This window comes from Micromonospora sp. NPDC005163 (assembly GCF_053599835.1).
The window spans coordinates 1-25,397 of sequence record NZ_JBSFYP010000026.1 but is presented as its reverse complement, the minus strand read 5'-3'; the positions used below and the strand labels follow the sequence as shown (position 1 = coordinate 25,397).

Here is a 25,397-nt window from a genome sequence, read left to right as displayed (position 1 = left end):
AGCCCGTCGGTGGACCGGGCGGCGCACCGACGCCGGTGGCCCCCGGAGCGGCGCGGATGGTGTTGACTTGGCCGGTGGGGATCGGCAGAACGACACAGCGCGACCAGGCATCCGGGCATTCCCGGCGAAAGCTCCTGCGTACCGGGGTGCTGCTGGCGCTCAGCGGCGCCGCGGCGCCGCTGACCGGCTGTGATCTTTTCGACCGTGACGACGAGCCGGCGCCGCCACCGGACCCGCTGCGGCCGATGGTGGACGAGTCACTCGGGCTGGCCGCGGCGCACCGGGCGAGCGCCGCGGCGCACCCGGAGCTGGCCGGCCGGCTGGACCCCATCGCCGAGGCGCACACCGCGCACGCCACCGAGCTGGCCCGGGTGATCGGGGTCGCGTTGCCGTCGGCGCCCGCCGCGGACCCGACCACCGCCCCGGCGACCGACCCGGCCGGCGCGCTGGCCGCCCTGCGGACGCTGGAGAAGACCGGCCAGCGATCCGCCACCCTCGCCTGCGCCGCCGCCCCGGCGGAACGCGCGGCGCTGCTCGGGTCGATCGCCGCCGCCCGGGCAACCCATCAGGAGGCACTGAAGTGAGGCAGCCGTCCGTCGGCGAGGCGCTCGCCGCCGCCCTCTCCGCCGAGTACGCGGCCATCTACGCCTACGGGCGGATCGGCGTCCGGCTCAGCGGGGCGGCCCGGGACGCCGCGCACCAGGCCGAGGCCGCGCACCGACGCCGGCGCGACGCGCTGGTGGTGCAGCTCAGCACCGCCGGCAGCACCGTGCCGCCGGACCTGGCTGGCTACGCGCTTCCGTTCCCGGTCACCGACCGGGCGAGCGCGTTGCGCCTGGCCGTGGAGGTCGAGGAGCGCACCGCGGCGCACTGGCGGGCCGCGCTGGCCTCCACCACCGGCGCCGACCGGGACCAGGCGCTGGCCGCCCTGGTCGAGTACGCCGTGCGCGCCACGAGGTGGCGAAAGACCGCCGGGGTGACCCCGTCGACTGTCGCGTTTCCCGGCCGCCCGACCTGAACGGGTTCGCCGCGGTTGCGGTGCGCATACCAGGTATGCATACTCCGTTGCCATGTCCATCCGTCACGGGTTGCTCGCCCTGCTCGAACGCGGCCAGATGTACGGCTACCAACTGCGGGCCGCGTTCGAGGAGTCGACCGGCTCGACCTGGCCGCTGAACATCGGGCAGGTCTACACCACGCTGTCCCGGTTGGAACGGGACGGTCTGGTGCGCCCGCTGCCGGAGAGCGAGGCCGGGCAACGGCCGTACGAGATCACCGATGCCGGCCGGGCGGACCTGGCGCTGTGGTTCGCCACCCCGGTCAGCCGTACCGACCGTCCGCGTGACGAGCTGGCGATCAAGCTGGCGCTGGCGCTGACCACCCCCGGCGTGGACGTCCGCTCGGTGGTGCAGGCCCAGCGCAGCGCGACGATGCGGGCGTTGCAGGAGTTGACCCGGTTGAAGTACGGCAGCGACCGGCCGGAGGACCTGCCCTGGCGGCTGGTGCTGGACTCGATGGTGTTCCAGGCCGAGGCGGAGGTGCGCTGGCTGGACCACTGCGAGACGAGTCTGGTGCGGCATCAACCCGGGGCCCCCGGGCCACCCGTGCCCAGGCCGGGCGACGCCGACGCGTCCGACGCGGCGCGGTGGGCCGACGAGGAGGCGCGACGGTGAGCGGGGCGGACGACGCGGTGCTGGAGTTACGCGCCGTCCACCGCACCCACGGGGTCGGCCCCGCGGCGGTGCACGCCCTGCGCGGCGTCAGCCTGGTCGTCCGGCCGGGCGAGCTGGTCGCCGTGATGGGTCCGTCCGGCTCCGGCAAGTCGACGCTGCTCTCCCTCGCCGGTGGGCTGGACCGCCCGACCGGCGGCGAGGTACGGGTCGAGGGCCAGCCGTTGGGCGCCTTGGACCGCAGGGGGCTGGCCCAGCTGCGCCGCCGCCGGATCGGCTACATCTTCCAGCAGCTCAACCTGCTGGGCAGCCTCAGCGCGGTGGAGAACGTAGCGCTGCCGCTGGAGCTCGACGGCACCGGCGGGCGCAAGGCCCGCGCGGCGGCCCTGGCCGCGCTGGCCGAGGTGGGCCTCCCGGCGTTGGGTGACCGGTTCCCCGACCAGCTCTCCGGCGGCCAGCAGCAGCGGGTGGCCATCGCCCGGGCACTGGTCGGCGAGCGGCGACTGGTGCTCGCCGACGAGCCGACCGGGGCGTTGGACTCGCAGACCGGCGAGGCCGTGCTGCACCTGCTGCGCCGCCGGGTCGACGCGGGCGCCGCCGGCATCCTGGTCACCCACGAGGCGCGGCACGCCGGCTGGGCCGACCGGGTGGTGTTCCTGCGCGACGGGGTGCTGGTCGACACGACGGCGCCGCTGGGCAGCGTCGAGCAACTGCTGTCCGGCAGCGACCGGTGACCATCCGCCGGGCGCTGCGGGCCCCCGCCCGCGCCGACGTCCCGGCGGCCCCGCCGGTCGCGCCACCCGCGCCACCGGGCCGACGGCGGACGGCCGAGCTGATCGGCTCCTGGCGGGCGGCGCTGCGGATCGCCCGGCGGGAGTCGCGCCGGGCCCGCCGGCGAACCGCCCTGGTGCTCGCGATGATCGCCCTGCCGGTGCTGGTGCTGACCTTCCTGGCGGTCAGCTACGACATGGCCGAGCTGACTCCCCAGGAGCGGGTCGACCGCCGGCTCGGCGTCGCCGACGCGGAGCTGCGCTGGCTCGCCGACACCTCGATCGAGCAGGACGCGTGGGGCGACAACTGGTCCGCCCACGAGAGTGAGCACACGTCGGGTCGCCGCGTCGCCACCACCTCCGAGGTGGCCGCGCTGCTCGGCCCGGGCAGCCGGGTCACCGAGATGCGCGGCCCCCTGTCGCTCACCGTGCGCGGCCCGGTGCGCGACGAGGACGTGGAAGGTCGGGTGCTGGACCTCACCGACCCGTTGGCCCGAGGTCTGGTGCGGTTCCAGGCGGGGCGTACGCCGCGGCAGCCCGGCGAGGTCGCGGTGAGTCCGGCCGCGTTCCGCCGTCTGGACCTGCGCCTCGGCGCCGCGATGGCCACGGCCGACGGAACCAGGGTGTACACCGTGGTCGGGGTGGTCGAGTTTCCCGACGACCTCGGCCCGGTGGTGGCGCTGCATCCCGCCGCCGTGCCGCGTACCGAGCCGGGACCGCCCAGCACCTGGCTGGTGGACGTGCCCGGCGCCGCTGATGCCGCGATGGTTTCCCGGCTCAACGAGCGCGGTTTCCTGGTCGTCCCCCATCACCCGACCGGCCCGACGACGCAGCCGTCCCGAGGCTGGCCCGGGTTCATCGGTCCGGCCGACGCGGCCGACCTGAGCACCGGCGTACTGATCGCCGGCCTCGGGCTGCTGGAGGTCGTGCTGCTGGTCGGGCCGGCCTTCGCGGTCGGCGTCCGCCGCCGACGACGTGACCTCGCACTGGTCGCGGTGGCCGGAGGGGACGCGGCCCAGCTTCGCCGGGTCGTGCTCGCCGACGGCGTGGTGCTGGGCGTGCTGGGCGCTGCCGCCGGCCTGCTGCTCGGCGTCGGCGCCGCGTTCGCCGGCCGCCCGCTGGTCGAGCAGTACGTCTTCGGTGCCCGCTTCGGCGGGTACCGGTGCTGGCCGTCGGCGCTGGTCGTGCTCGGTGGGGTCGCGGTGCTGGCCGGGGTGCTCGCCGCGCTCGCACCGGCCTGGACCGCCGCCCGGCAGGACGTCATCGCCGGGCTCGCCGGGCGACGCACCCCGCCCGCGACCCGGGCACGGTGGCTGGTCCTCGGTCTCACGCTGGTGGTCGGCGGGGCGGCGCTCGCGGCGTTCGGGGCCACCCAGACCTCGCCGGCGGTGATCCTGACCGGCCTGATCCTCGGCGAACTGGGCCTGGTCTGCTGCACGCCCACCCTGATCGGCGCGCTCGCCCGCCTCGGCCGGGTGCTGCCGCTGGCGCCCCGGATCGCGCTGCGCGACGCCAGCCGCAACCGGGCGGCCGCCGCGCCGGCCATCTGCGCCGTGATGGCGGCGGTGGCCAGCAGCGTCGCGCTCGGCGGGTACCTGGCCAGCGACGGGGCCCGCGAGGCGCGCGCCTACCAGCCGATGCTGCCGACCGGTCACGTGCTGGTCAGCCCGGCCGAGCCGACCCGCGAATCCGGGCCCACGCTGGCCCAGGTCACCACGGCCGCCCGGGCGCAGTTGGACGCCGCGGCGGTGGCTCCGGTGCAGATGGCGGCCTGCCAACCGGCGGCGACCCCCGGCGGCTACTGCTACGTCGAGCCGGAGCTACCACCGGAGCGGGCCTGCCCCTGGCGACCCGGGGACGCCCTCTCAGAGGCGGAGCGCCGGCAGGCCCGGGCGGACCCGCGCTGCGTGGCCCCGCCCGGGGACCACTACGGCAGCTACGTGCAGCCACTGGTGGACGACGGCAGCGCGCTGCCGCTCCTCACCGGCGCGGATCCGGCGGAGACCGCCGCCGCCACCGCGGTGCTGCGCGCCGGGGGTGCCGTGGTGACCGACCCACGCTATCTGCACGATGGCCGGGTGACCGTGCGGGTCAACCGGGTGGAAATGGAGGCCGACAGGCCGGCCGTCACCACCGGCGAACTGCCCGCGTACGCGCTGAGCGCGGCGGTCGGCCAGCCCAGCCTGCTGCTGTCCCCACCCGCGGCCCGACGCCTCGGCCTGATCGGGTCCCCGAGCGGCTGGGTGATCGGCACGCCGAAACCGCCGGACGTGCACCGGCAGAAGCGCTTCACCGCCGCCCTGCAATCCTTCGGGACGTTCTCGTTGAGCGTGGAGCAGGGGGCCGCGCCACGCGACAACTCACCGCTGCTCCTGTTGCTCGCGGCGGCGGCCGGGCTGATCACGGTGGGCGCGGCGGGGATAGCGACCGCGCTCGCCGCCGCCGAGGGCCGCGCCGAGCTGTCCACCCTCGCGGCGGTCGGCGCAGCCCCGGCGGTACGCCGGCTGCTCGCGATCTGCCAGGCCGGGATCATCGCCGGCCTCGGCTCGGTGCTCGGCATCGTGGCCGGGCTGGGCACCGCCGCGATCGTGCTGCTCTCGGTCAACCGGCAGTACGCCACCGCCTGGCCGGTACGCGAGCCGTACCCGTTCCTGGTGCCGTGGCCGGCGCTCGGCGTCCTGGTGCTGGTGCCGGTGGTGGCGATGCTCGGCGCGGGCCTGTTCACCCGCGCCCGGCTGCCGATCGAGCGGCGACTGGACTGACCGGGGCGCTCCGGCGGGCATTCGGGGGGTGCCGCCGGGGCCTGGCAGCCGGCAGACTGTCGGCGTGTCAGTGCTGGGAACCCTCACCCGCCGAGTCGGGCACCACCGCTGGTTCGGCGCCGCCGCCCGCCTGCTGGTGCCCGCCGACCGGATCGTCGGCCGGCTCACCCGGGGCCGGGTGGTCGCGCTCGGCCTGATCCCGTCCCTGGTGATCACCACCACCGGCCGCCGCTCCGGCAGGCCGCGCAGCAATCCGCTGCTCTATGTGCCCGACGGCGACGCGTACGTGGTGATCGGCTCCAACTGGGGTCAGACCCACCAGCCCGGCTGGGCGATGAACCTGCTCGCCGAGCCGGCCGCCGAGGTGGACGTGAAGGGCCGTCGGGTGCCGGTCCGGGCCGAGCCGGCCACCGGCGCGGAACGGGACCGGCTGTGGCAGCTCCTGGTGACCGAGTGGCCGGCGTATCGCACGTACGTGCAGCGGGCCGGCGGGCGGGAGATCCGCATCTTCCGGCTGGTGCCGGCCGGGCGCGGCGCGCCGGCCGGGCCGCCACCGGCTGGCTAGGCTGACACTCAGTCGCCAGGCGGGGTTGGTCCGCAGTCGGGAACGAGAGGTGGCCCGGTGAGCGCGAGGAGTGAGCCGCTGTTGCGAGCCCCGCAGTCGCGAACAAAGGCGGCCCGGTGAGCGCGAGCAGCGAAAAGACCGTAACCGACCGGGGCCGCGACGATCGGCGGTGGACGGTGGCGGAGCAGGTCGCCGAGGCGGCCCGGCGGCGTTTCCCGGCCGACGTGCTCGCGGTCGCGGTGCACGGGCCGCTGGCGCACGGCGACGACGACGGCGGCGGGGACCGCGAGGTGGGGATGCTGGTGGTCACCTACCGACCCGGCACCGGCCCACCACCGGCGACCCGGCGGGTGGACGGGGTGCTGGTCGACCTGACCGTGGCCGCCGCCGACGACTACCTCGGGCAGGCCCGGGTGCTCTCCCCCCTGTGGCCGCTGACCGCCGACCGGTACGTCACCACCCGGGCTCTGCACGACCCGACCGGTTGGCTGCCGACGCTGCGCGACGAGCACCTCGGTCGGCTGGCCCGGGCCCGGCCGGCGGAGTTCAGCACGGCGGCCCGGCAGGCCTGGTACCGGGGCAGCGCGGCGCATGCCCGGGCTGCCCGGCTGGCCGAGTGGTACGAGACGGACCAGGCGCTGCTGATGCTCGGCGAGGCACGGCTGGCCGCGGCCACGGTGACGGGGCTGCTGAGCCGCACCTACTTCCGGGACCCGGGGGACGCGGTGCGCCGCACCGGGCTGGCCGGCGCGGACATGACCGAGGTGGGGGTGGTGCTGGCCCGGCAGGCCGAGGAACTCACCGCCCGTGGCCGCCCGGTCGACGGCACGGTCGACGAGCTGCTCAGCGGCTGACCGGCGTCACAGCCCGCCCTGTACGCCGATCAGCGAGCCGATCAGGTAGGTGGCGCCGGCGGCCGCGGCACCCAGCAGGAGTTGGCGCAGGCCGCCGGTCCACCAGGGCCGGTTGGTGAACCGGGCCACCACCGCTCCGGCGGCGAACAGCCCGAGCCCGCCGACGGCGAGTGCCAGCCAGAGCTCGGTGGCGCCGAACAGGTACGTCAGCAGCGGCACGAGCGCACCCAGCGAGAAGAACAGGAACGAGGAGATGGCAGCCGCCCACGGGCTGGGCTGGTCGTCGGGATCGACACCCAGCTCCTCGCGGACGTGCACCCGCAGCGCCTCCTCGGGATCGCGCCGCACCGCTTCGGCGACCTGGGTGGCCAGGTCCCGCGGCAGGCCGCGGGCCACCCACGCGTCGGCCAGCTCGCGGGCCTCCGCCTCGGGGTGCCGCTCCAGCTCCCGCCGCTCCTTGGCCACCTCGGCGGCGACCTGCTCGTTGGCCGAGCGCACGCTGGTGTACTCGCCGAGCCCCATCGAGATCGCGCCGGCCACCAGGCCGGCGGAGCCGGTCAGCACGATGCTGCGCGGCGAGACCCCGCCGCCGCCGACTCCGGCGATCAGGGCGATGTTGGTGACCAGCCCGTCCATCGCGCCGAAGACGGCTGGGCGCAGCCAGCCGCCGGAGACGTCCGCGTGGTGCGCTTCGCGCAACGCCGCTGGGGTGTCGGTCACGGCAGGGTCAGGATCTCGTGGCCGTTGTCGGTCACCACGATGGTGTGCTCGAACTGCGCCGTCCACTTCCGGTCCTTGGTGACCACGGTCCACCCGTCGTCCCACATGTCGTACTGGTAGGTGCCCAGCGTGATCATCGGCTCGATGGTGAACGTCATCCCCGGCTCCATGATGTCGGTGGGCCGTGGGCTGTCGTAGTGCGGCACGTAGAGCCCGCTGTGGAAGGATTCGCCGATGCCGTGGCCGGTGAAGTCACGGACCACGCCGTAGCCGAACCGCTTGGCGTACGACTCGATGACCCGGCCCACCACGTTGATCTGCCGGCCCGGGGCGACCGCGCGGATGCCGCGCATCATCGCCTCGTGGGTCCGCTCGACCAGCAGCCGGGCCTCCTCGCTGACCTCGCCGACGCAGAAGGTGGCGTCGGTGTCGCCGTGCACCCCGTTGATGTACGCGGTCACGTCGACGTTGATGATGTCGCCGTCCTTGAGGACGGTGGAGTCCGGGATGCCGTGGCAGATGACCTCGTTGAGGCTGGTGCAGCAGGACTTGGGGAAGCCCCTGTAGCCGAGCGTCGACGGGTACGCGTCATGGTCGCAGAGGAACTCGTGCACCACGCGGTCGATCTCGTCGGTGGTCACGCCCGGCTTGCAGTGCTCACCGGCGAGCTGGGTCGCCTGGGCGGCCAGCCGGCTGGCGATCCGCATCTTCTCGATGGTCTCCGGCGTCTGCACGTGCGAGCCACGCCACTCCTGGGGGCGCTTCTTGCCCACGTACTCCGGTCGGGGAATGTGGGCGGGCACCGGTCGCATCGGGGAGAGCGTGCCTGGGGTCAGCGGCGGACGGACGGTCATGCCGCAAGCCTATCGCCGGAGCCGCCGGTGACTCGTGCCACGGCCGCTCCGGACCGGTTGTTGCCCAGTCAGGTCGGCTGTGCCATGGTGTCTGCGTGGATCAAGGGGGAGCACCACCCGTCTTCTCTGCCAGCGCGGAGATCGACGGTGGCCACCTCCACGTGGTGGTGGCCGGCGAGGTCGACATGGCGACCGCCGACACGATGCTCCAGACGGCGCTCCGCGAGCCCGCCGAGCGGATCACCCTCGACCTGAACGCGGTCACCTTCTTCGACTCGGCCGCCATCCACGCCCTGGTCCGGCTCGCCCAGCAGTTTCCCGGCACGCTCACCGTGCTGCCGTCCCGGCAGGTCCGTCGGGTGCTGGACATCTCCGGCCTGGGCGAGCAGAGCTGGCTGAGCCCGGCCTGAGCGGCTCACGCTCCGCACCCCTGGGCAGCGCATGCGGTACGCGGCGACCGGAGCGCGTGGTCAGGCCTGCAACTGCCGGCGCAGCGTCACCTCGGTGCCCTCGGCGGTACGCCGCACCGACAGGTCACCCAACGCCTTGATCAGAGTCAGCCCGCGCCCCCGGAACCCGGAGCCGGTCGACTCCCGCCACTGCCCGCTGTCGCGCACGGTGGCGGTCACCGTGCCGTCCTCGATGGCCACCTCCACGGTGATCATCCTCGGCGGGGTGCACCGGGTGCTCGATGGCGTTCGCGGCGGCCTCGGAGACCGCCACCGTCAGGTCGAACAGGTCCGTCTCGCCGACCCCGTGCGCGACCAGGAAATCCTCCAGGCGCTTGCGCAGCACGCTCAGCCGGGTCGGGTCCGCCGGCAGTCGCAGCACGAAGCGGTTCAGCTCGGCCGCCTCCAGGGCCAGCACCGCCACGTCGTCGCGGCGCGGCCGCCCGGCGACCCGCTCGACCACCGCGTCGATCAGGTCGTCCACGTGCTCGCCGGGGATGGCCGCGTCGACGCGCAGTTGGGCCAGCGCCTCGTCGATGCCGATCTGACGGTCCTCGATCAACCCGTCGGTGTAGAGCAGCAGCCGGCTGCCGACGGGCAGCTCCCCCTCGACCGTCCGGTACGTCGTGTCGGGGATGGCGCCGACCGGTGGGCCGAGCGCACGGTCGTGCAGGAACGCCGCGTCGCCTCCCCGGATCAGCAGTGGCGACGGGTGGCCGGCGCTGGCGTACCGCAGCCGGCCGGCCCGCGAGCTGAACAGCAGGCAGACCACGGTCGCGAAGGAGCGGCCCTCGGTGGAGCCGACCAGCCGGTTGAGCCGGGTCAGCGACTCACCCGGGTCGAAGCCCTCCAGGACGTACGCCCGCAGCGCGTTGCGCAGTTGCCCCATCGCCGCGGCGGCCTGGACGCCCTTGCCGACGACGTCGCCGATGACCAGCACCAGCTCGTCGCTCTCCAGCGGAATCACGTCGTACCAGTCGCCGCCGACCTCGACGTCGGCGGTGCCGGGCAGGTAGCGGCTGGCCACCACCGCGCCGGGCAGCTGTGGCAACGACCGGGGCAGCAGGCTGTGCTGCAACGTGGTGGCGATGCGGTGATCGGCCTCGTACAGCTGGGCGTTCTCCAGCCGCACCCCGACCAACCGGGCCAGCTGGGTGAGAGCGGCCTCGTCGGCCCGGGCGTCGTCACCGGGCGGCCGCCAGACCCGCAACTCGCCGAGCTGCTCGCCGGTGGTGCCGGTCAGCTCGCTCACGAAGGACGGGTCGGTGGCGGTGACACCCCCGGCGTCCGCCTCGGAACGGGCTCCGCTCGCGGTGACCACCACCCGGGCGGCCTCGGCGAGGGTGAGCGCGTGCCGGGCGGCGACCTGGAGCACCTCGGCGGTGGACCGGGCGGTGTTCACCGCCACGGCGGCGTCGGCCAGCGCCCGGAGCCGGCGGATGATCTGCCCGCGCAGCTGGCCCAGTTCGACGTTCGCCCGGACGCGGGCGATCAGCTCCTGCCCGGAGAACGGCTTGGTGAGGTAGTCGTCGGCGCCGGCGGAGAGGCCGGCCACCGCCTCCGCGGAGCCCGCCCGGGCGGAGAGCAGCACGATCGGCACGTGCCGGGTACGCGGGTCCGCGCGCAGCGCGCCGACCAGGCCGAACCCGTCCAGCCGGGGCATCATCACGTCGGCGAGCACGAGGTCGAACCCACCGTCGCGGGTCAGCGGCAGGGCCGCCAGGCCATCGCTCGCGGTGACCACCTCCCAGGTCGGGGAGAGCAACCGGGTGACGTGCTCGCGCAGGTCCACGTTGTCGTCGACGACCAGGATCCGGCCGGCCGGGGCGATCTCCGCGGGCTGGCCGCCGAAATCGGGCGTCGGCTCGGTGCCGGTCCACAGCGCGGTCTCCGCCACGTAGAGCCGGGCCTGCTCGGGCTCGCCCGTCGGAAGGGGGGCGAACGCCACCACCCGGTCGCCGGGCAGGTGCGCCGACCCGAACGGGACCGTCACCGTGAACGTGCTGCCCTCGTCGACCCGGCTGGTCAGCCCGACCTCGCCACCGTGCATCTCGACCAGCTCCCGGACCAGCGCCAGGCCGATCCCGGTGCCCTCGTGGGTGCGGGCGCGCACCCCTGGCACCCGGTGGAACCGTTCGAAGACGTGCGGCAGCTCGGCCGGCGCGATCCCCACGCCGGTGTCGCTGACCTCCAGCCGGGCGGCGCCGTCCACGGCCCGGACCCGGACCCGGATCTCGCCGCCGAAGGTGAACTTGACCGCGTTCGACACCAGGTTGAGGACGATCTTTTCCCACATGTCCCGGTCGACGATGACCGGCGCGGGCAGCGGCGGGCAGTCCACCACCAGCTCCAACCCGGCCCGGTCGGTGGCCGAGCGGAAGGTGCTGGCCAGCCGGGCCGTGTAGCCGGCCAGGTCGGTGGGCTGGTAGCGGGCGGCCAGCCGACCAGATTCCAGCCGGGAGAAGTCCAGCACGGTGTTGACCAGCTTGAGCAGGCGCAGCGCGTTGCGGTGCATCATGGTGAGCCGGTCGGTGTAGTCGGAAGGCAGCGCCCGGTCGGCCAGCAGGTCCTCCAGCGGGCCGAGCACCAGGGTCAGTGGGGTCCGGAACTCATGGCTGACGTTGGCGAAGAAGTTGGTCTTCGCCCGGTCCAGCGCGGCCAGCTCCGCGGCGCGGGCCTGCTCCTGCTCGTACGCCCGCTGCCTGCCCACCGCCCGGGAGATCTGGGCGGCGACCAGGTCGAGGAAATTTCGGTACTCATCGTTGAGCGGCAGCCGGCGGGCCACGCCGACGACGAGCGCGCCGACCCTCTCGTGGGTCGCCGTGACGGGCAGCACGAGCGCCTCATCGGCCGCGTCGGCCGGCGGCGCGTCGAGCAGCCCGGCCACGTCGATCGTGGCGGGCACGCCGTCGGCGGTCACCCGGGCGAGCACCCCGGGGTCGACGTCGACGGCGGCCTGGCCGGTGCCGTCGGAGCCGGCCAGGACGAACCGGCCGGTGTCGTCGGCCAGGTTGATCAGCGCGAACGGTACGTCGGCCCGGTGCCGACCCAGCACCTCGGCGGCGGTCCGGCCGAGCTCGGCGGCGCTGCCCACCTCGGCCAACTCGGCGCCCAACTCGGCCAGCGCCCGAAGCCGGCGCTCGCCGAGAACACGGCCGGTGGTCTCGTTGACGATGCAGTAGACGCCGCTGACCGAGCCGTCGGCCCCTCGGATCGGGTCGTACGAGACGTCGAAGTAGGTCTGTTCGAGAAAGCCGTGCCGGTCCAGCAGGAAGGGATGGTCCTCGCCGCGGTACGAGCGCCCGGTGCGCCGTACGCCCTCCAGCAGGGGGCCGAGCACCTCCCAGGTCTCCGCCCAGTGCTGCGCTGCCGGTTGACCGAGCACGCCGGGGTGCTTGCCGCCGATGGTCGGGCGGTAGGCGTCGTTGTAGAAGGCGAGCTGGTTGTCGCCCCAGAACATGACGATCTGCGCGCTGGAGGCGAGCATCATGCCGACCGCGTTGGAGAGCGCCGACGGCCAGCAGGCCGGGGCGCCCACCGGTGTCGAGGACCAGTCGAAGCGACGCAGCCGTTCGCCCAACTCGCCACCGGCCGCGAACGCGGCCGCCAGCATCGGGGGGAGCTCCGCGCCGACCGCCGAGGAACCCTCCGCGTCCGCGCCCCCCTGGGCCGAGCTCATACAGCCTCCCGCTCCGGCTGTGCCCCCAGCCGTTGATCTCCGCCTGCCGTGTCCCGACCTGTACCCCGGCGGACCAGCAACGTAACGCGTGACGCCCCTCGGACGCTGGTTACGTGCGCCGGGCCCGTCGGCCATCCGACACCGGGGCGGACGCGGCGTCCGGGCAACCCCTGGTGGAGCGCCCTCGACGGCTCAGAAGACGGGCAGCCCGTCGATGCTCGCCGCGTTCCTGGTGGCCCGGTAGACCACCAGGTCGTCGGCGGTACGGCGCGAGTGCGCGGTGAGCAACAGGTCGCGTTCGGCGCGGTAGTCCATGAGCGGCACCGCGTACCCGCAGGAGTCGCTGACCCGGTCCACCTCGACGGTGATCACGGCCCGCACGGCGTGCACGTCCGGTGGCTCGGGGAACTCGGCGAGCCGGTCGGCGAACGCCTCCTCGGTCACCGCGACGCTGCTGCCCCGACCGTGCAACCGGACGATCTTCGGTGGCCCGTCGAAGGCGCAGAACATCAGCGTGATCCGGCCGTTGTCCCGCAGGTGGGCGATGGTCTCCGCGCCGCTGCCGTGATAGTCCAGGTAGGACACCCGGTGTGGGCCGAGGATCACGAAGGTGCCCCGCATGCCCTTCGGCGAGACGTTGACGTGCCCGTCGGCGCCCGACGGCGCGGTGGCCACGAAGAAGACCGGCTGGGCCGCGATGAAGTCGCGCAGCCGACCGTCGATCTCCGGATAGACCTTGCCCATGCGCTGATCCTCCCACCGGCCACCACGGCCGGCGGGTGCGATGTGCGTCACGTACCCCGGGGTCGCACCGACCGCCCGGCGTCGTCGGGCGCGGTGCCGGGCGGTCGCTGGCGGGCGGCCCGGACCAGCGCGGTGATCGGACGGGGATCCGGCTCGTTCTCCGGATGCCACTGCACCCCGAGCACGAACGGCCGGCCCGGATCCTCGACCGCCTCGATCACACCGTCCGCCGCCCAGCCGCTGACCGCGAGCCGCCCAGGGTCGGCAACCGCCTGGTGGTGGTACGAGTTGACCCGGTCCACCCCGGCCAACACCGTCGCGGCCAGGCTGCCCGGCGCGAACCGCACCGGATGCTCACCGTAGACGCCGGGCGCCGGGCGGTGCGCCTGGTGACCGACCACGTCCGGCAGGTGCTGGTGCAGGGTGCCGCCGTACGCGACGGCGAGCAGCTGCATCCCCCGGCAGACGCCCAGCACCGGCAGCTCCGCGGCGAGCGCCGCGGACAGCAGGGTCAGCTCGCCGTCGTCCCGGTCCGGCCGGTCCTCGGTCCTGGGGTCGGGCAGCTGGCCGTACCGCCCCGGGCCGACATCGGCACCACCGGCCAGCAGCAATCCGTCCAGGACCGCCAGCACGTCGCCGTCCCCGTCGTCCGGCGGCAGCACCACCGCCCGGCCGCCGGCGACGGTCACCGCCCGCACGTACGCCTCGGGCACCAGCACGGCGCGCACGCCCCGCCATATGGCCCAGTCGGCGGGCTCGACGTACGCGCTGATCCCGATCAGTGGCCTGGTCATAGTGGAGTGACATACGCGCCGGTGATGCCCCCGTCCACCACGAACTGCGCGGCGGTCATGAACGAGGCGTCGTCGCTGGCCAGGAACGCCACGGCGGCGGCGATCTCCTCCGGTTGCCCGAACCGGCCCATCGGCACGTGCACCAGCCGGCGGGCGGCCCGCTCCGGGTCGGCGGCGAAGAGTTCCAGCAGCAGCGGGGTGGCCACCGGGCCGGGGCACAGCGCGTTGACGCGGATGCCCTCGCGGGCGAACTGCACACCCAGCTCCCGGGTCATCGCCAGCACCCCGCCCTTGCTCGCGGTGTACGCGATCTGCGACGTCGCCGCGCCCATCAGCGCCACGAACGAGGCCGTGTTGATGATCGAGCCCCTGCCCTGGCGGCGCATGTGCCCGATGGCGTACTTGCAGCAGAGGTAGACGCTCGTGGTGTTGACCCGCAGCACCCGTTCCCAGGCGTCCAGGCCGGTGGTCAGGATGGAGTCGTCGTCCGGCGGCGAGATGCCGGCGTTGTTGAACGCGATGTCGACCCGCCCGTGCCGGTCGACCACCCCGTCGAAGAGGTCACGCACCGCTGACTCGTCGGCGACGTCGGTGGCCACGAACTCGCCGCCACACTCCTCGGCGGCCCGCTTCCCGGCCGCCGCGTCGATGTCCACGCAGACCACCCGGGCCCCCTCCGCGGCGAACCGACGGACGGTGGCCAACCCGATCCCACTGCCCGCACCGGTGATCACGGCCACCCGGTCCTGCAACCGACCCTGCACTGGCGTCACCCCTCTGTCGCGATGAACACGTTCTTGACATCGGTGAAGGCGTGCAGCGCATCCGGACCGAGCTCCCGGCCCAGGCCGGAGCGCTTCATCCCGCCGAACGGGGTCCAGTAGCGCACCGAGGAGTGCGAGTTGACGCTGAGGTTCCCCGCGTCGACGGCGCGGGCGAGCCGGAGCGCGCGGCCCACGTCCCGGGTCCAGATCGAGCCGGAGAGGCCGTACTCGGTGTCGTTGGCGAGCCGGACCGCGTCGGCCTCGTCGTCGAACGGGAGCACCGAGACCACCGGGCCGAAGATCTCCTCCCGCCAGTGCCGGTCGGCTGGCGAGTCGGCCAGCAGCACCGTCGGGGCGTGCCAGAAGCCGGGACCGTCGGGGCAGGAGCCGGTGAACGCCACCCGGGACCCGGCCAGGTAGCCGGCGGCCCGGTCGCGCTGGCCGGCGGAGATCAGCGGGCCCATCTCGGCGGTGTCCCGGGCCGGGTCCTCGACCCGCACGGCGCGGACCGCCGGTTCGAGCAGTTCCAGGAAGCGGTCGTACACCGGGCGCTGGACCAGGATCCGGGACCGGGCGCAGCAGTCCTGGCCGGCGTTGTCGAACACCGCGCCAGGAGCGGTCGCGGCGGCGCGTTCCAGGTCGGCGTCGGCGAAGATGATGTTGGCGCTCTTGCCGCCCAGCTCCAGGGTCAGCCGCTTCACCTGCGTGGCACAGCCGGCCATGATCCGCGTGCCGACCTCGGTGGAGCCGGTGAAGCAGATCTTGCGGACCGCCGGGTGGCTGACGAACCGCTCCCCCACCACGGCGCCCTCGCCGGGGACAACCGTGAACACGTCGTCGGGCAGGCCGGCCTCGCGGGCCAGCTCGGCCAGGCGCAGCGCGGTGAGCGGGGTCAGTTCGGCGGGCTTGAGCACCACGGTGTTGCCGGCGGCGAGGGCCGGGACGAACCCCCAGGCGGCGATCGGCATCGGGAAGTTCCACGGCACGATCACGCCGACCACGCCGAGCGGCTCGTGGAAGGTGACGTCCAGCCCGCCGGGCACCGGGATCTGCCGCCCGGTCAGCCGCTCCGGCGCGCCCGCGTAGTAGTCCAGCACGTCGCGGACGTTGCCGGCCTCCCAGCGGGCGTTGCCGATGGTGTGCCCGGAGTTGCGAACCTCCAGCGTGGCCAGCTCGTCCAGATGCGCGTCGACAACAGCGGCGAACCGCCGCAACATCCGGGCCCGGTCCCCCGGCGCCACCCCCCGCCACCCGTCGAACGCCCGGTCCGCCCGAGAGATCGCGGCGTCGACCTCCCCAACCGAAGCCCCGGGTACGTCCCGGAAACTCTCCCCGGACGCCGGATCCACCACCTGCGTCACGCCGGCACCCCCATTCCTGCGTCGTCAGAGGCGTTCGAAGCCACGGGTCAGCTCCCAGTCGGTTACCGCCGCGTCGAAGGCTGCCAGCTCCACCCGGGCCTGATTGGCGTAGTGAGCGACCACCTCGGGACCGAAGGCGTCCTGGGCGGCCGTCGACTGCTCCCAGAGGGTCAGGGCGTCGCGCAGGGTGCCGGGCACGCGCTCGGCCTCCGGGTCGTCGTACGCGTTGCCGGTGCACTCCGGGCCCAGCTCCAGCTCCCGTTCGATGCCGTGCAGCGCGCCGGCGACCAGCCCGGCGATCGCCAGGTACGGGTTGACGTCGGCGCCCGGCACCCGGTTCTCCACCCGCATGCCCTGCCCGTGCCCGACCACCCGCAGCGCACAGGTGCGGTTGTCCACCCCCCAGCGCAGCGCCGTCGGGGCGAACGACCCCGGCTGGTAGCGCTTGTAGGAGTTGATGTTCGGGGCGAAGAGCAGGCTGAACTCCCGCATCGTGGCCAGCAGCCCGGCGAGCACCCGCTGCCCGGTCTCCGACAGGTGCGCGGGCCCGTCGCCGAGCATCGCCGAGGCGCCGGTGGTGTCGCGCAGCGAGAAGTGGATGTGGCAGGAGTTGCCCTCCCGTGCGTTCGGCTTGGCCATGAAGGTGATCGCCATGCCCTCCTGGGCGGCGATCTCCTTGGCCCCGTTCTTGTAGATCACGTGGTGGTCGGCGCAGGCGACCGCCTCGTCGTACCGGAAGGCGATCTCGTGCTGGCCGAGGTTGCACTCACCCTTGGCGCTCTCCGGGGTCAGCCCGGCGCCGGCCATCTCGCTGCGGATCCGGCGCAGCAGCGGCTCCACCCGGGCGGTGCCGAGCAGCGAGTAGTCCACGTTGTACTGGTTGGCCGGGGTGAGGTCACGGTAGCCGCGCCGCCAGGCGTCCTCGTACGAGTCGCGGTACAGCACGAACTCCAGCTCGGTGCCGGCGTACGCGGTCAGCCCGTGCTCGGCCAGCCGGCCCAGCTGCCGGCGCAGGATCTGCCGGGGCGAGGCGACCACGTCACCGGAGCCATCCAGCCAGGTCAGGTCGGCCAGCAGCAGCGCGGAGCCCGGCTGCCACGGCATCCGGCGCAACGTGCCGAGATCCGGCACCATCGCGAAGTCGCCGTAGCCGCGTTCCCAGCTCGACATCGCGTACCCGTCGACGGTGTTCATGTCCACGTCGACGGCGAGCAGGTAGTTGCACCCCTCGCTGCCGTGCTCGACGACCTGATCGAGGAAGAAGGGCGCGTGGAACCGTTTTCCCTGCAGGCGACCCTGCATGTCGACCAGGGCCAGCACGACGGTGTCGATCTCACCCTCGGCGACAGCGACCCGCAGTTGTTCCAGCGTGAGCGGAGCTCTCCTCATTCACGGGCCTCCATCACCAAGGTCTACTGGCAAACCGGATCACCGTCAATGCCCCCGGCGGCGAGGGTGGCAAACCCGGCGGGACGGCAGTGGCGCCCGTCCCGCCGGGCGCGGGTCAGGCCGGGCCGTCGACCGGCGCCGGGTCGGCCGCCGGAGCAGGCTCCTCGACGGTACGAACCGGGCCCGCGAACCATTTCCGGGCCGAGACGTACCACCAGACGGCGACCACCAGCAGCACCCCGCCCACGGCCAGCGGCGCGTAGTTCACCGCCGACCAGGTGAACCCGTCGTTGCCGGGCACCCCGGCGGGCACGATCGGCAGCACGAAGTAGACGGCGATGACCGCGATCTCGATCACCGCGATCCAGCCGAGCAGCTTGTACTTCCGTCCGAGCGTCCACGGGCCGGGGACGAACCGGTCGCCCATCCGCAGGCGCAGCGCGATCGGGATGAGGAAGGACAGGTAGAGCCCGAGCACCGCGACGGAGACCACGGCGTAGAAGGCGATCGGGATGCCGGCGGAGCTCTCGTAGAGCGCCGGCAGGGTGAGCACCAGGCCGGCCAGGGTGGCACCGATGATCGCGTTGACCGGGGTGCCGTTGCGGTCCACCCGGGACCAGAGCCGCCAGCCCGGCACGGCGCGGTCGCGGCTGAACGCGTACGCCATCCGGCTCATCGAGGTCACGCAGCTCATCCCGCAGAAGAACTGCCCGATGGTGGAGATGATGATGACGATCTTGAAGAAGACCGGGGTGAGCGCGGACTCGAAGATGGCGCCGGAGAAGCCGCCGGCTGCGTTGACCGCCTCGACGTCGGTGGCCGCGAAGAGGAACGCCAGCAGCAGGATCCAGCCGCCGACCGCCGAGTAGAAGATGGACTGCCAGAGCCCGCGGGCGGCGGCCTGCGAGGCGCCCCGGGTCTCCTCGGACACGTGCGCGCAGGCGTCGAAGCCGGTGATCGTGTACTGGGTGAGCAGGAAGCCCAGCGGCAGCACGTAGAACCAGAAGGTCAGCCCGCCGGTGTCCCCGTCACCGAAGCCGGAGTTGTTGAACCGCTCGGTGAACACGAACTGGAAGCTCTGGTGGTTGTCCGGAACGAGGACCAGGATGGCCACCACGGCTGCCGCCCCTGCCACGTGCCACCAGACGGAGACGTTCTGCAGCACGTCGATGATCCGGTGCCCGAAGATGTTGATCAGCCCGTGCAGCACCAGGATGATCACGAAGAGGACGAACGCCTGGCGCAGCGTGCCGGCCCAGCCGTCGAAGAGCGCCGACAGGGTCAGGTTGAGGAAGGTCGCGCAGCCGTAGTCGACCGAGGCGGTGACCGCGACCAGGCCGATCAGGTTCAACCAGCCGGTGAACCAGCCGTGCACCGGGCGGCCCATCGTCGCGGCCCACCAGTAGATCCCGCCGGCGGTCGGGTACGCCGACACCAGCTCCGCCATGCAGAAGCCGATGATCAGGATGAACAGCGAGATCAGCGGCCAGCCCCAGGAGATGGCGACCGGCCCGCCGTTGTTCCAGGCCTGGCCGAAGGTGGTGAAACAGCCGGCCAGGATCGAGATGATGGAGAACGAGATGGCGAAGTTGGAGAAGCCGCTCCACTTGCGGCGCAGCTCCTGTTTGTAGCCGAGTTCGGCGAGCCGTCGGGCGTCGTCGTCCATCGGATGCTCGGCGGTCGGCACAGGCGTCGTGGCCACTGCACACCTCCCTGAGGTGATTCCGCGTACGAGTGCGCAAAGTGTCGTCCCGCTGATCAAGGTGGTCAATACGATGACCGTGGGAATCTCACCGCCGTCGGGCTAATTGCGTTGCCGTGACCCCACCCCGGACGCCATCCTTGACCCCGTGACCAGGCCCGATCGGGCCCACTGACCCACCCTCCCCGGGCACTCGGACCGCCCGGACCGCGGCGGCGCGGGGCACACTCTCTCTCACGTGCGGCGTTCCGCCGTACCCGACAGTGCCCCGCGCCCCCGGGCGTCGGTCAGGTCAGGAGGAGTCCGATCAGCCAGGTGGCGGCGATCAGCAGACCGGCGGTGAACTCCACCAGCATGGACAGGCCGGCGGCCTTGAGCGCCTGCACCGTGGACGGCCAGGCCAACTGGTTGCTGCCCAGCCTCAGCCGTTCCGCCGCCCACACCCCAGCGACGAAGCCCAGCACCAGCCCCACCACCGGCACCACGAAGAAGCCGACGATGCCCAGCACCGCGCCGGCGAGCAGCGTGGAGGTCGGCACGCCGGTGCGCTTCAGGTTGCGACCAGGCCACGCGTACTTGATCACGGTGCCCCCGGCGGCAACCAGCGTCGCGGCGGCGAACACCGCCCAACCACCCGGGCCCGCGCCGCCGAAGATCGCCCAGACCAGCACCCCGCCCCAGCACAGCGGCAGCGCCGGCAGGCCGGGCACCACCACGCCCGCCAGCCCGGCCAGGATGGCCAGCGCGGCCACCACCGTCACCACCGTCTGCGAGTCGTTCAGGCTCACGCCGTCGCCCTCCGTCGCCACACCCGGAACCGGCCGGTCCGGACGGATCCCCCGCTCACCCCACCGCCCCGCCGCGCAGCCGGAGAGTGATCGCCTCGGCTGGCGCCGGAGCCCCGAAGTGCCGGCCCTGCCCGGTGTCGCAGCGCAGCGCCCGCAGCCGCTCGGCCTGCACACCGGTCTCCAACGCCTCGGCGGTGACCCACAGCTCCAGCGCGTGCGCCAGCCGGACCAGCGCGTCGACGATCCGCTCGTCGCGGTGGTCGGCCACGGCGTCCGTTCCGTCGGCGCGGATGCCCTCGACGAACGGGCCGGCCAGCTTCAGGCAGTGGATCGGCAGCCGCCGCAGGTACGCCAAATTGGAATACCCGGTGCCGAAGTCGTCCACCGCCAGCCGGACGCCCAGCCCGGCGAGCCGGTGCAGGCTGCGCAGCGGCTCGCCCGCGCTACCCATCACGGCGCTCTCGGTCAGCTCCAGCTGCAGCAGCTCCGCCGGCAGCCCGCTGGTGGCCAACGCGTCGGCCACCGTCTCCACGATCGCCGGGTCGTCGGCCTGCCGGGCGGCCAGGTTCACGCTGACCACCAACCGGGCGTCGGGGAACTCCCGCCACCACCGCTCGGCGTCGCGGCAGGCCCGCCGCAGCACCCACTCGCCGAGCCGGACGATCAGGCCGGTCTCCTCGGCCAGGGCGATGAACCGGTCCGGCCCGATCAGGCCCAGCTCCGGGTGCTCCCACCGGACCAGCGCCTCCACCGCGAGCATGGTGCCCTCCAGCAGCGACACGATCGGCTGGTAGTGCAGCACGAACTCGCCCCGGTCCAGCGCCGCCGGCAGCCCGGCGACCAGCGCCGACCGGGCGATGTCCCGGGCGCTGCGCTCCGGGTCGTAGACCGCCCACCGGCCCCGGCCGGCGGCCTTGGCCCAGTAGAGCGTGGTGTCCGCGGCCTTCATCAGCTCCGAGGCGGTGGTCTCGGCGGCGGGGCACTCCACGATGCCCACGCTGGCCGAGACGGCCAGTTGCTGGTCACCGACGTGCACCGGGGCTGCGACGGCGGCCAACGCGGCCTCCGCCACGGCCACCGCGTCGTCGAGGTCGTTCCCGCCGTCGACCAGGATGACGAACTCGTCGCCACCCATCCGGGCGACCAGGTGGCCGTGGTCCGCCACGCACGCGGCCAGCCGCCGGGCGATCATCACCAACAGCCGGTCACCGAGGTCGTGACCCAGGCTGTCGTTGATCGCCTTGAAGCCGTCCAGGTCGAGGAAGCACACCCCGACCCGCCGCCCGGTTCCGGCGGTGTCGAGGACCCGGCCCAGCGTCTCGAAGAACAGCGTCCGGTTGGGTAGCCCGGTCAGCGGGTCGTGCAGCGCCTGGAAGCGAAGCCGCCGCTGGAGTTCGTACCGCTCGGTGATGTCCTCGATCATCGCGACGGTGAACCGGGGCCGGCCGTCGTCGTGCCGGATCAGCGAGACGGCCAGATCGGTCCAGACCACGCTGCCGTCCTTGCGGTGGTAGCGCTTCTCCAACCGGGCCGAGTCCTGCTTGCCCTCGATCATCTCCTGGTACAGCTCCCACATCCCGGCGGCGTCGTCGGCGTGGAACAGGGCGGACACGTTGGTCGCACACAGCTCGCTGATCGAGTAGCCGAGCATGTCGGCGAACGCCTGGTTGACGTCGATGATCTGGCCGTCCACCCTGGCGATGCCGATCCCGATCGCGGCGCCGGTGAAGACCGCCCGAAAGCGTGCCTCGCTGTCGCGCAGGGCCTGCTCGACCTCGTCCCGCGCCTGCCAGGCCGACCGGGCGATCCGCTCCTGCTGGATGAAGGTGCGGTCGCGCAGCGCACGGGCGAACCCGGCGGCCAGGCCGCCCTGCACCGCCGCGATCCGCTCGGTCAGGTCCGCCGGCTGGTCGTCCGCGCCCAGCACCTGGCGGGGGAAGTCCTGACCGAGGGCGCGCAGTGACCACTCGAGCGCCCGGGGCTCGGTGAGGTGCGCCTCCACCAGCGCCCGCCCCACCTCCTCGGCGGGGCGGGCCGAGAACGGCTCGGCCCGTACCGCCTGAGCCAGCCGGACGGTGTGCACCAGCAGCAGCCGCTCGGTCTCGGCCGCGCTGAGCGGCACGAAACCGAGACGGCGTACCGCGCGGGCCCAGTTGGCGGCGTAGCCCTGGGCGTCGCCCCGGCCGGCGTCGACCCCGGTCGGGTCCGGGACGGCGGCCACGGGATCAGCCGGCGGGCTGGTCGTACCGGGCGACGCCCCCGAAGGCGCCGAACCGCTCCGGGTGCTCGTCCACATCGGAGGGCGAGTCGGGACGCCAGAGCGGCATGTGCACGACGCCCGGGTCGAGGACGGTCCAGTCGCCGAAGAAGCCGGTGACCTGAGCGCGGGAACGCAGCGTGATCTCGGTGTCCGTCCGCGCGGAGAGCCGCTGGGCGTCCAGCATCTCCTGCGGCTGATCCTCGAAGGTGGAGTGCGAGATGACCAGGAAGCTGCCGGGTGCGGCGGCCGCCCGCAGGGTGGCCAGAATGGCCTCGGGCCGGTCGGCGTCCGGGGACGAAGTGCACGACCCCGGCCAGCAGGATGCCCATCGGCCGGCTGAAGTCGATCAGCCCCAGCTGGCGGGTCTCGGCGAGGATCCGCTCCGGGTCGCGCAGATCGGCGTGGATCACCCCGGTCAGGTCGTTGCCGGCGAGCAGTTCCCGGCTGTGCGCGACGGCCACCGGGTCGATGTCGACGTAGACCACCCGGGCCTTGGGGTTCGCCCCCTGGGCCACCTCGTGCACGTTGCCCACGGTGGGAATTCCGGAGCCGATGTCGAGGAACTGGTCGATGCCGGCGTCGAGCAGAGCCCGGACGGCCCGGCGCAGGAACTCCCGACCCGAACGCATGGTGGCGGCGAGATTCGGCGTCATGCTGGCGATCTGCTCGGCCAGCCGACGGTCGATCTCGAAGTTGTGCGCCCCGCCCAGGAAGTAGTCGTACACCCGGGCCGCGCTCGGCCTGGTCAGATCGATCTCGGTCGGAATCCCGTCCGGCATCAGCGTGCTCCCCAGTTCATCGCCGCGGCGCGGGACGGCACCGGCGTCGGCTGGCACGCGCGACCACCGGTCGACCCGCGGGTCGTGTGGTGTGGACCACTCTAGGCCGCCGACTCCCGCGTCCGGGAGATCCCTTCGCGCTCTTTCCGTGCTCAGTCGGCCGACTCGAGCAGCAGCGAGATGCCCTGCCCGACGCCGATGCACATGGTGGCCAGGGCGCGGCGGCCGCCGCGACGGCGCAGCTCCAGGGCGGCGGTCAACGCCAGCCGAGCGCCGCTCGCGCCCAACGGGTGCCCCAACGCGATGGCGCCGCCATTCGGATTGACGTGCTCGGCGTCCACGGGCAGCCCCAGCTCGCGCAGCACCGCCACGGACTGCGCGGCGAACGCCTCGTTCAGCTCCACCACGTCCACCGCGCTCAACTCGACGCCGGCACGGTCGAGCAGCTTGCGGGTGGCCGGCACCGGGCCGATCCCCATGATCCGGGGTGGCACGCCGGCCGCCGCCGCGCCGCCGATGCGGGCCAGTGGGGTGAGTCCGTACCGGGCCACCGCGGCCTCACTGGCCACCAGCAGCGCGACCGCACCGTCGTTGACGCCGGACGAGTTGCCGGCGGTCACCGTGCCGCCCTCCCGGAACGGGGTGGGCAGCGCGGCAAGCTTCTCCAGCGAGGTCTCCCGGGGGTGCTCGTCGACCTCGACCAGCCGGGTCTCCCGGCGGCCGGCCGGCACCGAGACCGGCACGATCTCCTCGGCGAACCGGCCGTCGGCCTGTGCCTTGGCCGCGCGCTGCTGCGAGCGGTACGCGAACGCGTCCTGTTCGGCCCGGCTGACGCCGTACTCGGCGGCCACGTTCTCCGCCGTCTCCGGCATCGAGTCGACGCCCCAGCCGTCCCGCATCAGCGGGTTGACCAGCCGCCAGCCCAGGGTGGTGTCGTACACCTCGGCCGAGCGGGAGTACGCCGACGTCGCCTTCGGCATGACGAACGGCGCCCGGCTCATGCTCTCGACCCCGCCGGCGACCACCAGCTCCGCGTCCCCGGCCACGATGGAACGGGCGGCGGTGGCGAGGGCGTCCAGCCCGGAGCCGCAGAGCCGGTTGACCGTACTGCCCGGCACCTCTTCGGGCAGGCCGGCCAGCAGCGCCGCCATCCGGGCCACGTTGCGGTTGTCCTCGCCGGCCTGGTTGGCGCAGCCGAGCACGACGTCGTCCACCCGGGCCCAGTCCACCGAAGGGTGCCGGGCGACCAGCTCACGGATCACGTGCGCGGCCAGGTCGTCGGGACGCACACCGGCCAGCGCGCCGGCGTACCGGCCGATCGGGGTGCGGACACCGGCCACCAGGTATGCCACGGTCATCGCGAGTCCTTCGGGGTGGAGACGGCGGGGGTGGGGGCGCCCACCGGGGTCGTGCGGGCTGCCAGCCGCCAGGATATCCGCGCCCCCCAGCCGATAGGTTGACGGCATGGCTCGGGCCCAGTTCAGCGCAGAGACCAGCGGCGGCGGCGCGTTCGTCCGCCAGCCCAACCGGTTCACCGGCCGGGTCACCCCGGACTCGACCTCCCCGCCCGGCGGCGGCCCGGACGAGCAGGACCGCTGGCCGCTGGAGGCCGGCCGCTACCGGCTGATCTGGTGCCGCGCCTGCCCGTGGGCGCACCGGGCCCGGATCGTGCGCGGCCTGCTCGGGCTGGACGACGCGATCTCGCTGGGCACCGTCGACCCGATCCGGGACGAGCGGGGCTGGGCGTTCGCCCTCGACCCGGACGGCTTCGACCCGGTCCTCGGCGTCGGCTTCCTCTCCGGGGCGTACCTGGCCACCGACCCCGACTACACCGGCCGGGTGACCGTGCCGGCGCTGGTCGACACGCTGACCGGTCGGGTGGTCACCAACGACTACCCGCAGCTCACCCTCGACCTCTCCACCGAGTGGCGGCGGCTGCACGCCCCCGGCGCGCCGGATCTGTACCCGGTCGAGCTGCGCCCCGAGATGGACGCGCTGATGGCCGAGATCCACACCGACGTCAACAACGGCGTCTACCGGTGCGGCTTCGCCACCTCGCAGGAGGCGTACGACGAGGCGTTCCGGGCACTCTTCGCCCGGCTGGACGCGCTCTCCGAGCGGCTGGCCGGGCAGCGCTACCTGATGGGCGACGCGATCACCGAGGCCGACGTACGGCTGTTCACCACGCTGGTCCGCTTCGACGCCGCGTACCACGGGCACTTCAAGTGCAACCGGCACAAGCTGACCGAGATGCCGGTGCTCTGGGCGTACGCCCGGGACCTGTTCCAGACCCCGGGCTTCGGCGAGACGGTGGACTTCGACCACATCAAGCGGCACTACTACGGCACCCACCGGCAGATCAATCCGAGCGGCATCGTGCCGCTCGGGCCCGACGAGTCCGGCTGGACCACGCCGCACGGGCGTGGCTGAGCCGGGTCGGCGCGGCACCTCGACCGCGCCGGCGGCCCGGGCGGACGTCGCGCGCCGCGTCGC

20 protein-coding genes and 2 pseudogenes are annotated in these 25,397 nt (G+C 73.5%); 9 read left to right on the top strand and 13 right to left on the bottom strand.

Features of this window, described 5'->3' with window-relative positions:
• Window positions 1-56: 56 nt before the first annotated feature.
• The 7 genes from ACWD6N_RS19270 (at window position 57) to ACWD6N_RS19240 (ending at window position 6,621) form a co-directional block, all read left to right on the top strand.
• Window positions 57-584 carry a hypothetical protein gene (locus ACWD6N_RS19270; RefSeq protein WP_354963244.1) on the top strand — a complete coding sequence of 176 codons (528 nt, stop codon included), beginning with the start codon at window positions 57-59 and terminating at the stop codon, window positions 582-584.
• Window positions 581-1,018: a ferritin-like domain-containing protein gene (locus tag ACWD6N_RS19265; protein ID WP_354963245.1), complete on the top strand. Its 438-nt coding sequence runs from the start codon at window positions 581-583 to the stop codon at window positions 1,016-1,018. Before ACWD6N_RS19270 ends, ACWD6N_RS19265 begins: the two co-directional genes overlap by 4 nt.
• A gap of 52 nt (window positions 1,019-1,070) precedes the next feature.
• Window positions 1,071-1,673 carry a PadR family transcriptional regulator gene (locus ACWD6N_RS19260; protein WP_354963246.1) on the top strand — a complete coding sequence of 201 codons (603 nt, stop codon included), beginning with the start codon at window positions 1,071-1,073 and terminating at the stop codon, window positions 1,671-1,673.
• Window positions 1,670-2,404: an ABC transporter ATP-binding protein gene (locus tag ACWD6N_RS19255; RefSeq protein ID WP_387325455.1), complete on the top strand. Its 735-nt coding sequence runs from the start codon at window positions 1,670-1,672 to the stop codon at window positions 2,402-2,404. The genes ACWD6N_RS19260 and ACWD6N_RS19255 overlap by 4 nt, the downstream gene beginning before the upstream one ends.
• Entirely contained in the window at window positions 2,401-5,202 is a 2,802-nt protein-coding gene (locus ACWD6N_RS19250) for an FtsX-like permease family protein (RefSeq protein ID WP_354963247.1), read from the top strand. The genes ACWD6N_RS19255 and ACWD6N_RS19250 overlap by 4 nt, the downstream gene beginning before the upstream one ends.
• 64 nt (window positions 5,203-5,266) lie before the next feature.
• Complete coding sequence (locus ACWD6N_RS19245) at window positions 5,267-5,767, top strand: nitroreductase/quinone reductase family protein (RefSeq protein ID WP_354963248.1); 501 nt, start codon at window positions 5,267-5,269, stop codon at window positions 5,765-5,767.
• Between the two features lie 116 nt (window positions 5,768-5,883).
• Window positions 5,884-6,621: a nucleotidyltransferase domain-containing protein gene (locus ACWD6N_RS19240; protein WP_354963249.1), complete on the top strand. Its 738-nt coding sequence runs from the start codon at window positions 5,884-5,886 to the stop codon at window positions 6,619-6,621.
• A 6-nt stretch (window positions 6,622-6,627) separates the two neighbouring features.
• Here ACWD6N_RS19240 and ACWD6N_RS19235 read toward each other — a convergent pair whose 3' ends face one another.
• Both ACWD6N_RS19235 and map read right to left on the bottom strand, forming a co-directional pair.
• Complete coding sequence (locus ACWD6N_RS19235) at window positions 6,628-7,341, bottom strand: VIT1/CCC1 transporter family protein (protein WP_354963250.1); 714 nt, start codon at window positions 7,339-7,341, stop codon at window positions 6,628-6,630.
• Entirely contained in the window at window positions 7,338-8,195 is an 858-nt protein-coding gene (gene map / locus ACWD6N_RS19230) for a type I methionyl aminopeptidase (RefSeq protein ID WP_354963251.1), read from the bottom strand. The genes ACWD6N_RS19235 and map overlap by 4 nt, the downstream gene beginning before the upstream one ends.
• A 95-nt stretch (window positions 8,196-8,290) precedes the next feature.
• On the opposite strand from map, the gene ACWD6N_RS19225 reads away from it, so the two are divergent.
• The gene (locus tag ACWD6N_RS19225) at window positions 8,291-8,605 is read left to right on the top strand and encodes an STAS domain-containing protein (RefSeq protein WP_354963252.1); all 315 of its coding nucleotides are present in this window, start codon (window positions 8,291-8,293) and stop codon (window positions 8,603-8,605) included.
• Window positions 8,606-8,665: 60 nt separating this feature from the next.
• Here ACWD6N_RS19225 and ACWD6N_RS19220 read toward each other — a convergent pair.
• From ACWD6N_RS19220 to pcaF, 11 genes and pseudogenes are all read right to left on the bottom strand, one after another.
• Window positions 8,666-12,323, bottom strand: a pseudogene (locus ACWD6N_RS19220) (SpoIIE family protein phosphatase).
• Between the two features lie 192 nt (window positions 12,324-12,515).
• Window positions 12,516-13,067, bottom strand: coding sequence for a pyridoxamine 5'-phosphate oxidase family protein (locus ACWD6N_RS19215; protein WP_354963254.1), 552 nt, complete (start codon window positions 13,065-13,067; stop codon window positions 12,516-12,518).
• A 47-nt stretch (window positions 13,068-13,114) separates the two neighbouring features.
• On the bottom strand, window positions 13,115-13,861 hold the full coding sequence (locus ACWD6N_RS19210) for a gamma-glutamyl-gamma-aminobutyrate hydrolase family protein (RefSeq protein ID WP_354963255.1): 747 nt from the start codon (window positions 13,859-13,861) through the stop codon (window positions 13,115-13,117).
• The gene (locus ACWD6N_RS19205) at window positions 13,858-14,625 is read right to left on the bottom strand and encodes a 3-oxoacyl-ACP reductase (protein WP_354963256.1); all 768 of its coding nucleotides are present in this window, start codon (window positions 14,623-14,625) and stop codon (window positions 13,858-13,860) included. Before ACWD6N_RS19205 ends, ACWD6N_RS19210 begins: the two co-directional genes overlap by 4 nt.
• A 5-nt stretch (window positions 14,626-14,630) precedes the next feature.
• Entirely contained in the window at window positions 14,631-15,986 is a 1,356-nt protein-coding gene (locus ACWD6N_RS19200; protein WP_354963257.1) for an aldehyde dehydrogenase family protein, read from the bottom strand.
• Window positions 15,987-16,010: 24 nt separating this feature from the next.
• On the bottom strand, window positions 16,011-17,375 hold the full coding sequence (locus tag ACWD6N_RS19195; RefSeq protein ID WP_354963258.1) for a glutamine synthetase family protein: 1,365 nt from the start codon (window positions 17,373-17,375) through the stop codon (window positions 16,011-16,013).
• 115 nt (window positions 17,376-17,490) lie between these two features.
• Window positions 17,491-19,077, bottom strand: coding sequence for an amino acid permease (locus tag ACWD6N_RS19190; RefSeq protein WP_387325472.1), 1,587 nt, complete (start codon window positions 19,075-19,077; stop codon window positions 17,491-17,493).
• Window positions 19,078-19,364: 287 nt separating this feature from the next.
• Window positions 19,365-19,865 (bottom strand): DUF456 domain-containing protein, encoded by a 501-nt coding sequence (locus tag ACWD6N_RS19185; protein ID WP_354963260.1) that lies wholly within the window; start codon window positions 19,863-19,865, stop codon window positions 19,365-19,367.
• A gap of 55 nt (window positions 19,866-19,920) precedes the next feature.
• A complete protein-coding gene (locus ACWD6N_RS19180; RefSeq protein WP_450005004.1) occupies window positions 19,921-22,086 on the bottom strand; it encodes a putative bifunctional diguanylate cyclase/phosphodiesterase in 2,166 nt (721 codons plus the stop codon).
• A 4-nt stretch (window positions 22,087-22,090) separates the two neighbouring features.
• Window positions 22,091-22,904, bottom strand: a pseudogene (locus ACWD6N_RS19175) (SAM-dependent methyltransferase).
• A gap of 152 nt (window positions 22,905-23,056) precedes the next feature.
• Window positions 23,057-24,262, bottom strand: a complete 1,206-nt coding sequence (gene pcaF / locus ACWD6N_RS19170) for a 3-oxoadipyl-CoA thiolase (protein ID WP_354963263.1) — start codon at window positions 24,260-24,262, stop codon at window positions 23,057-23,059.
• 106 nt (window positions 24,263-24,368) lie between these two features.
• Here pcaF and ACWD6N_RS19165 point away from each other — a divergent pair, with 106 nt between their 5' ends.
• On the top strand, window positions 24,369-25,334 hold the full coding sequence (locus ACWD6N_RS19165; RefSeq protein ID WP_354963264.1) for a glutathione S-transferase family protein: 966 nt from the start codon (window positions 24,369-24,371) through the stop codon (window positions 25,332-25,334).
• The last annotated feature ends 63 nt before the right edge of the window (window positions 25,335-25,397 follow it).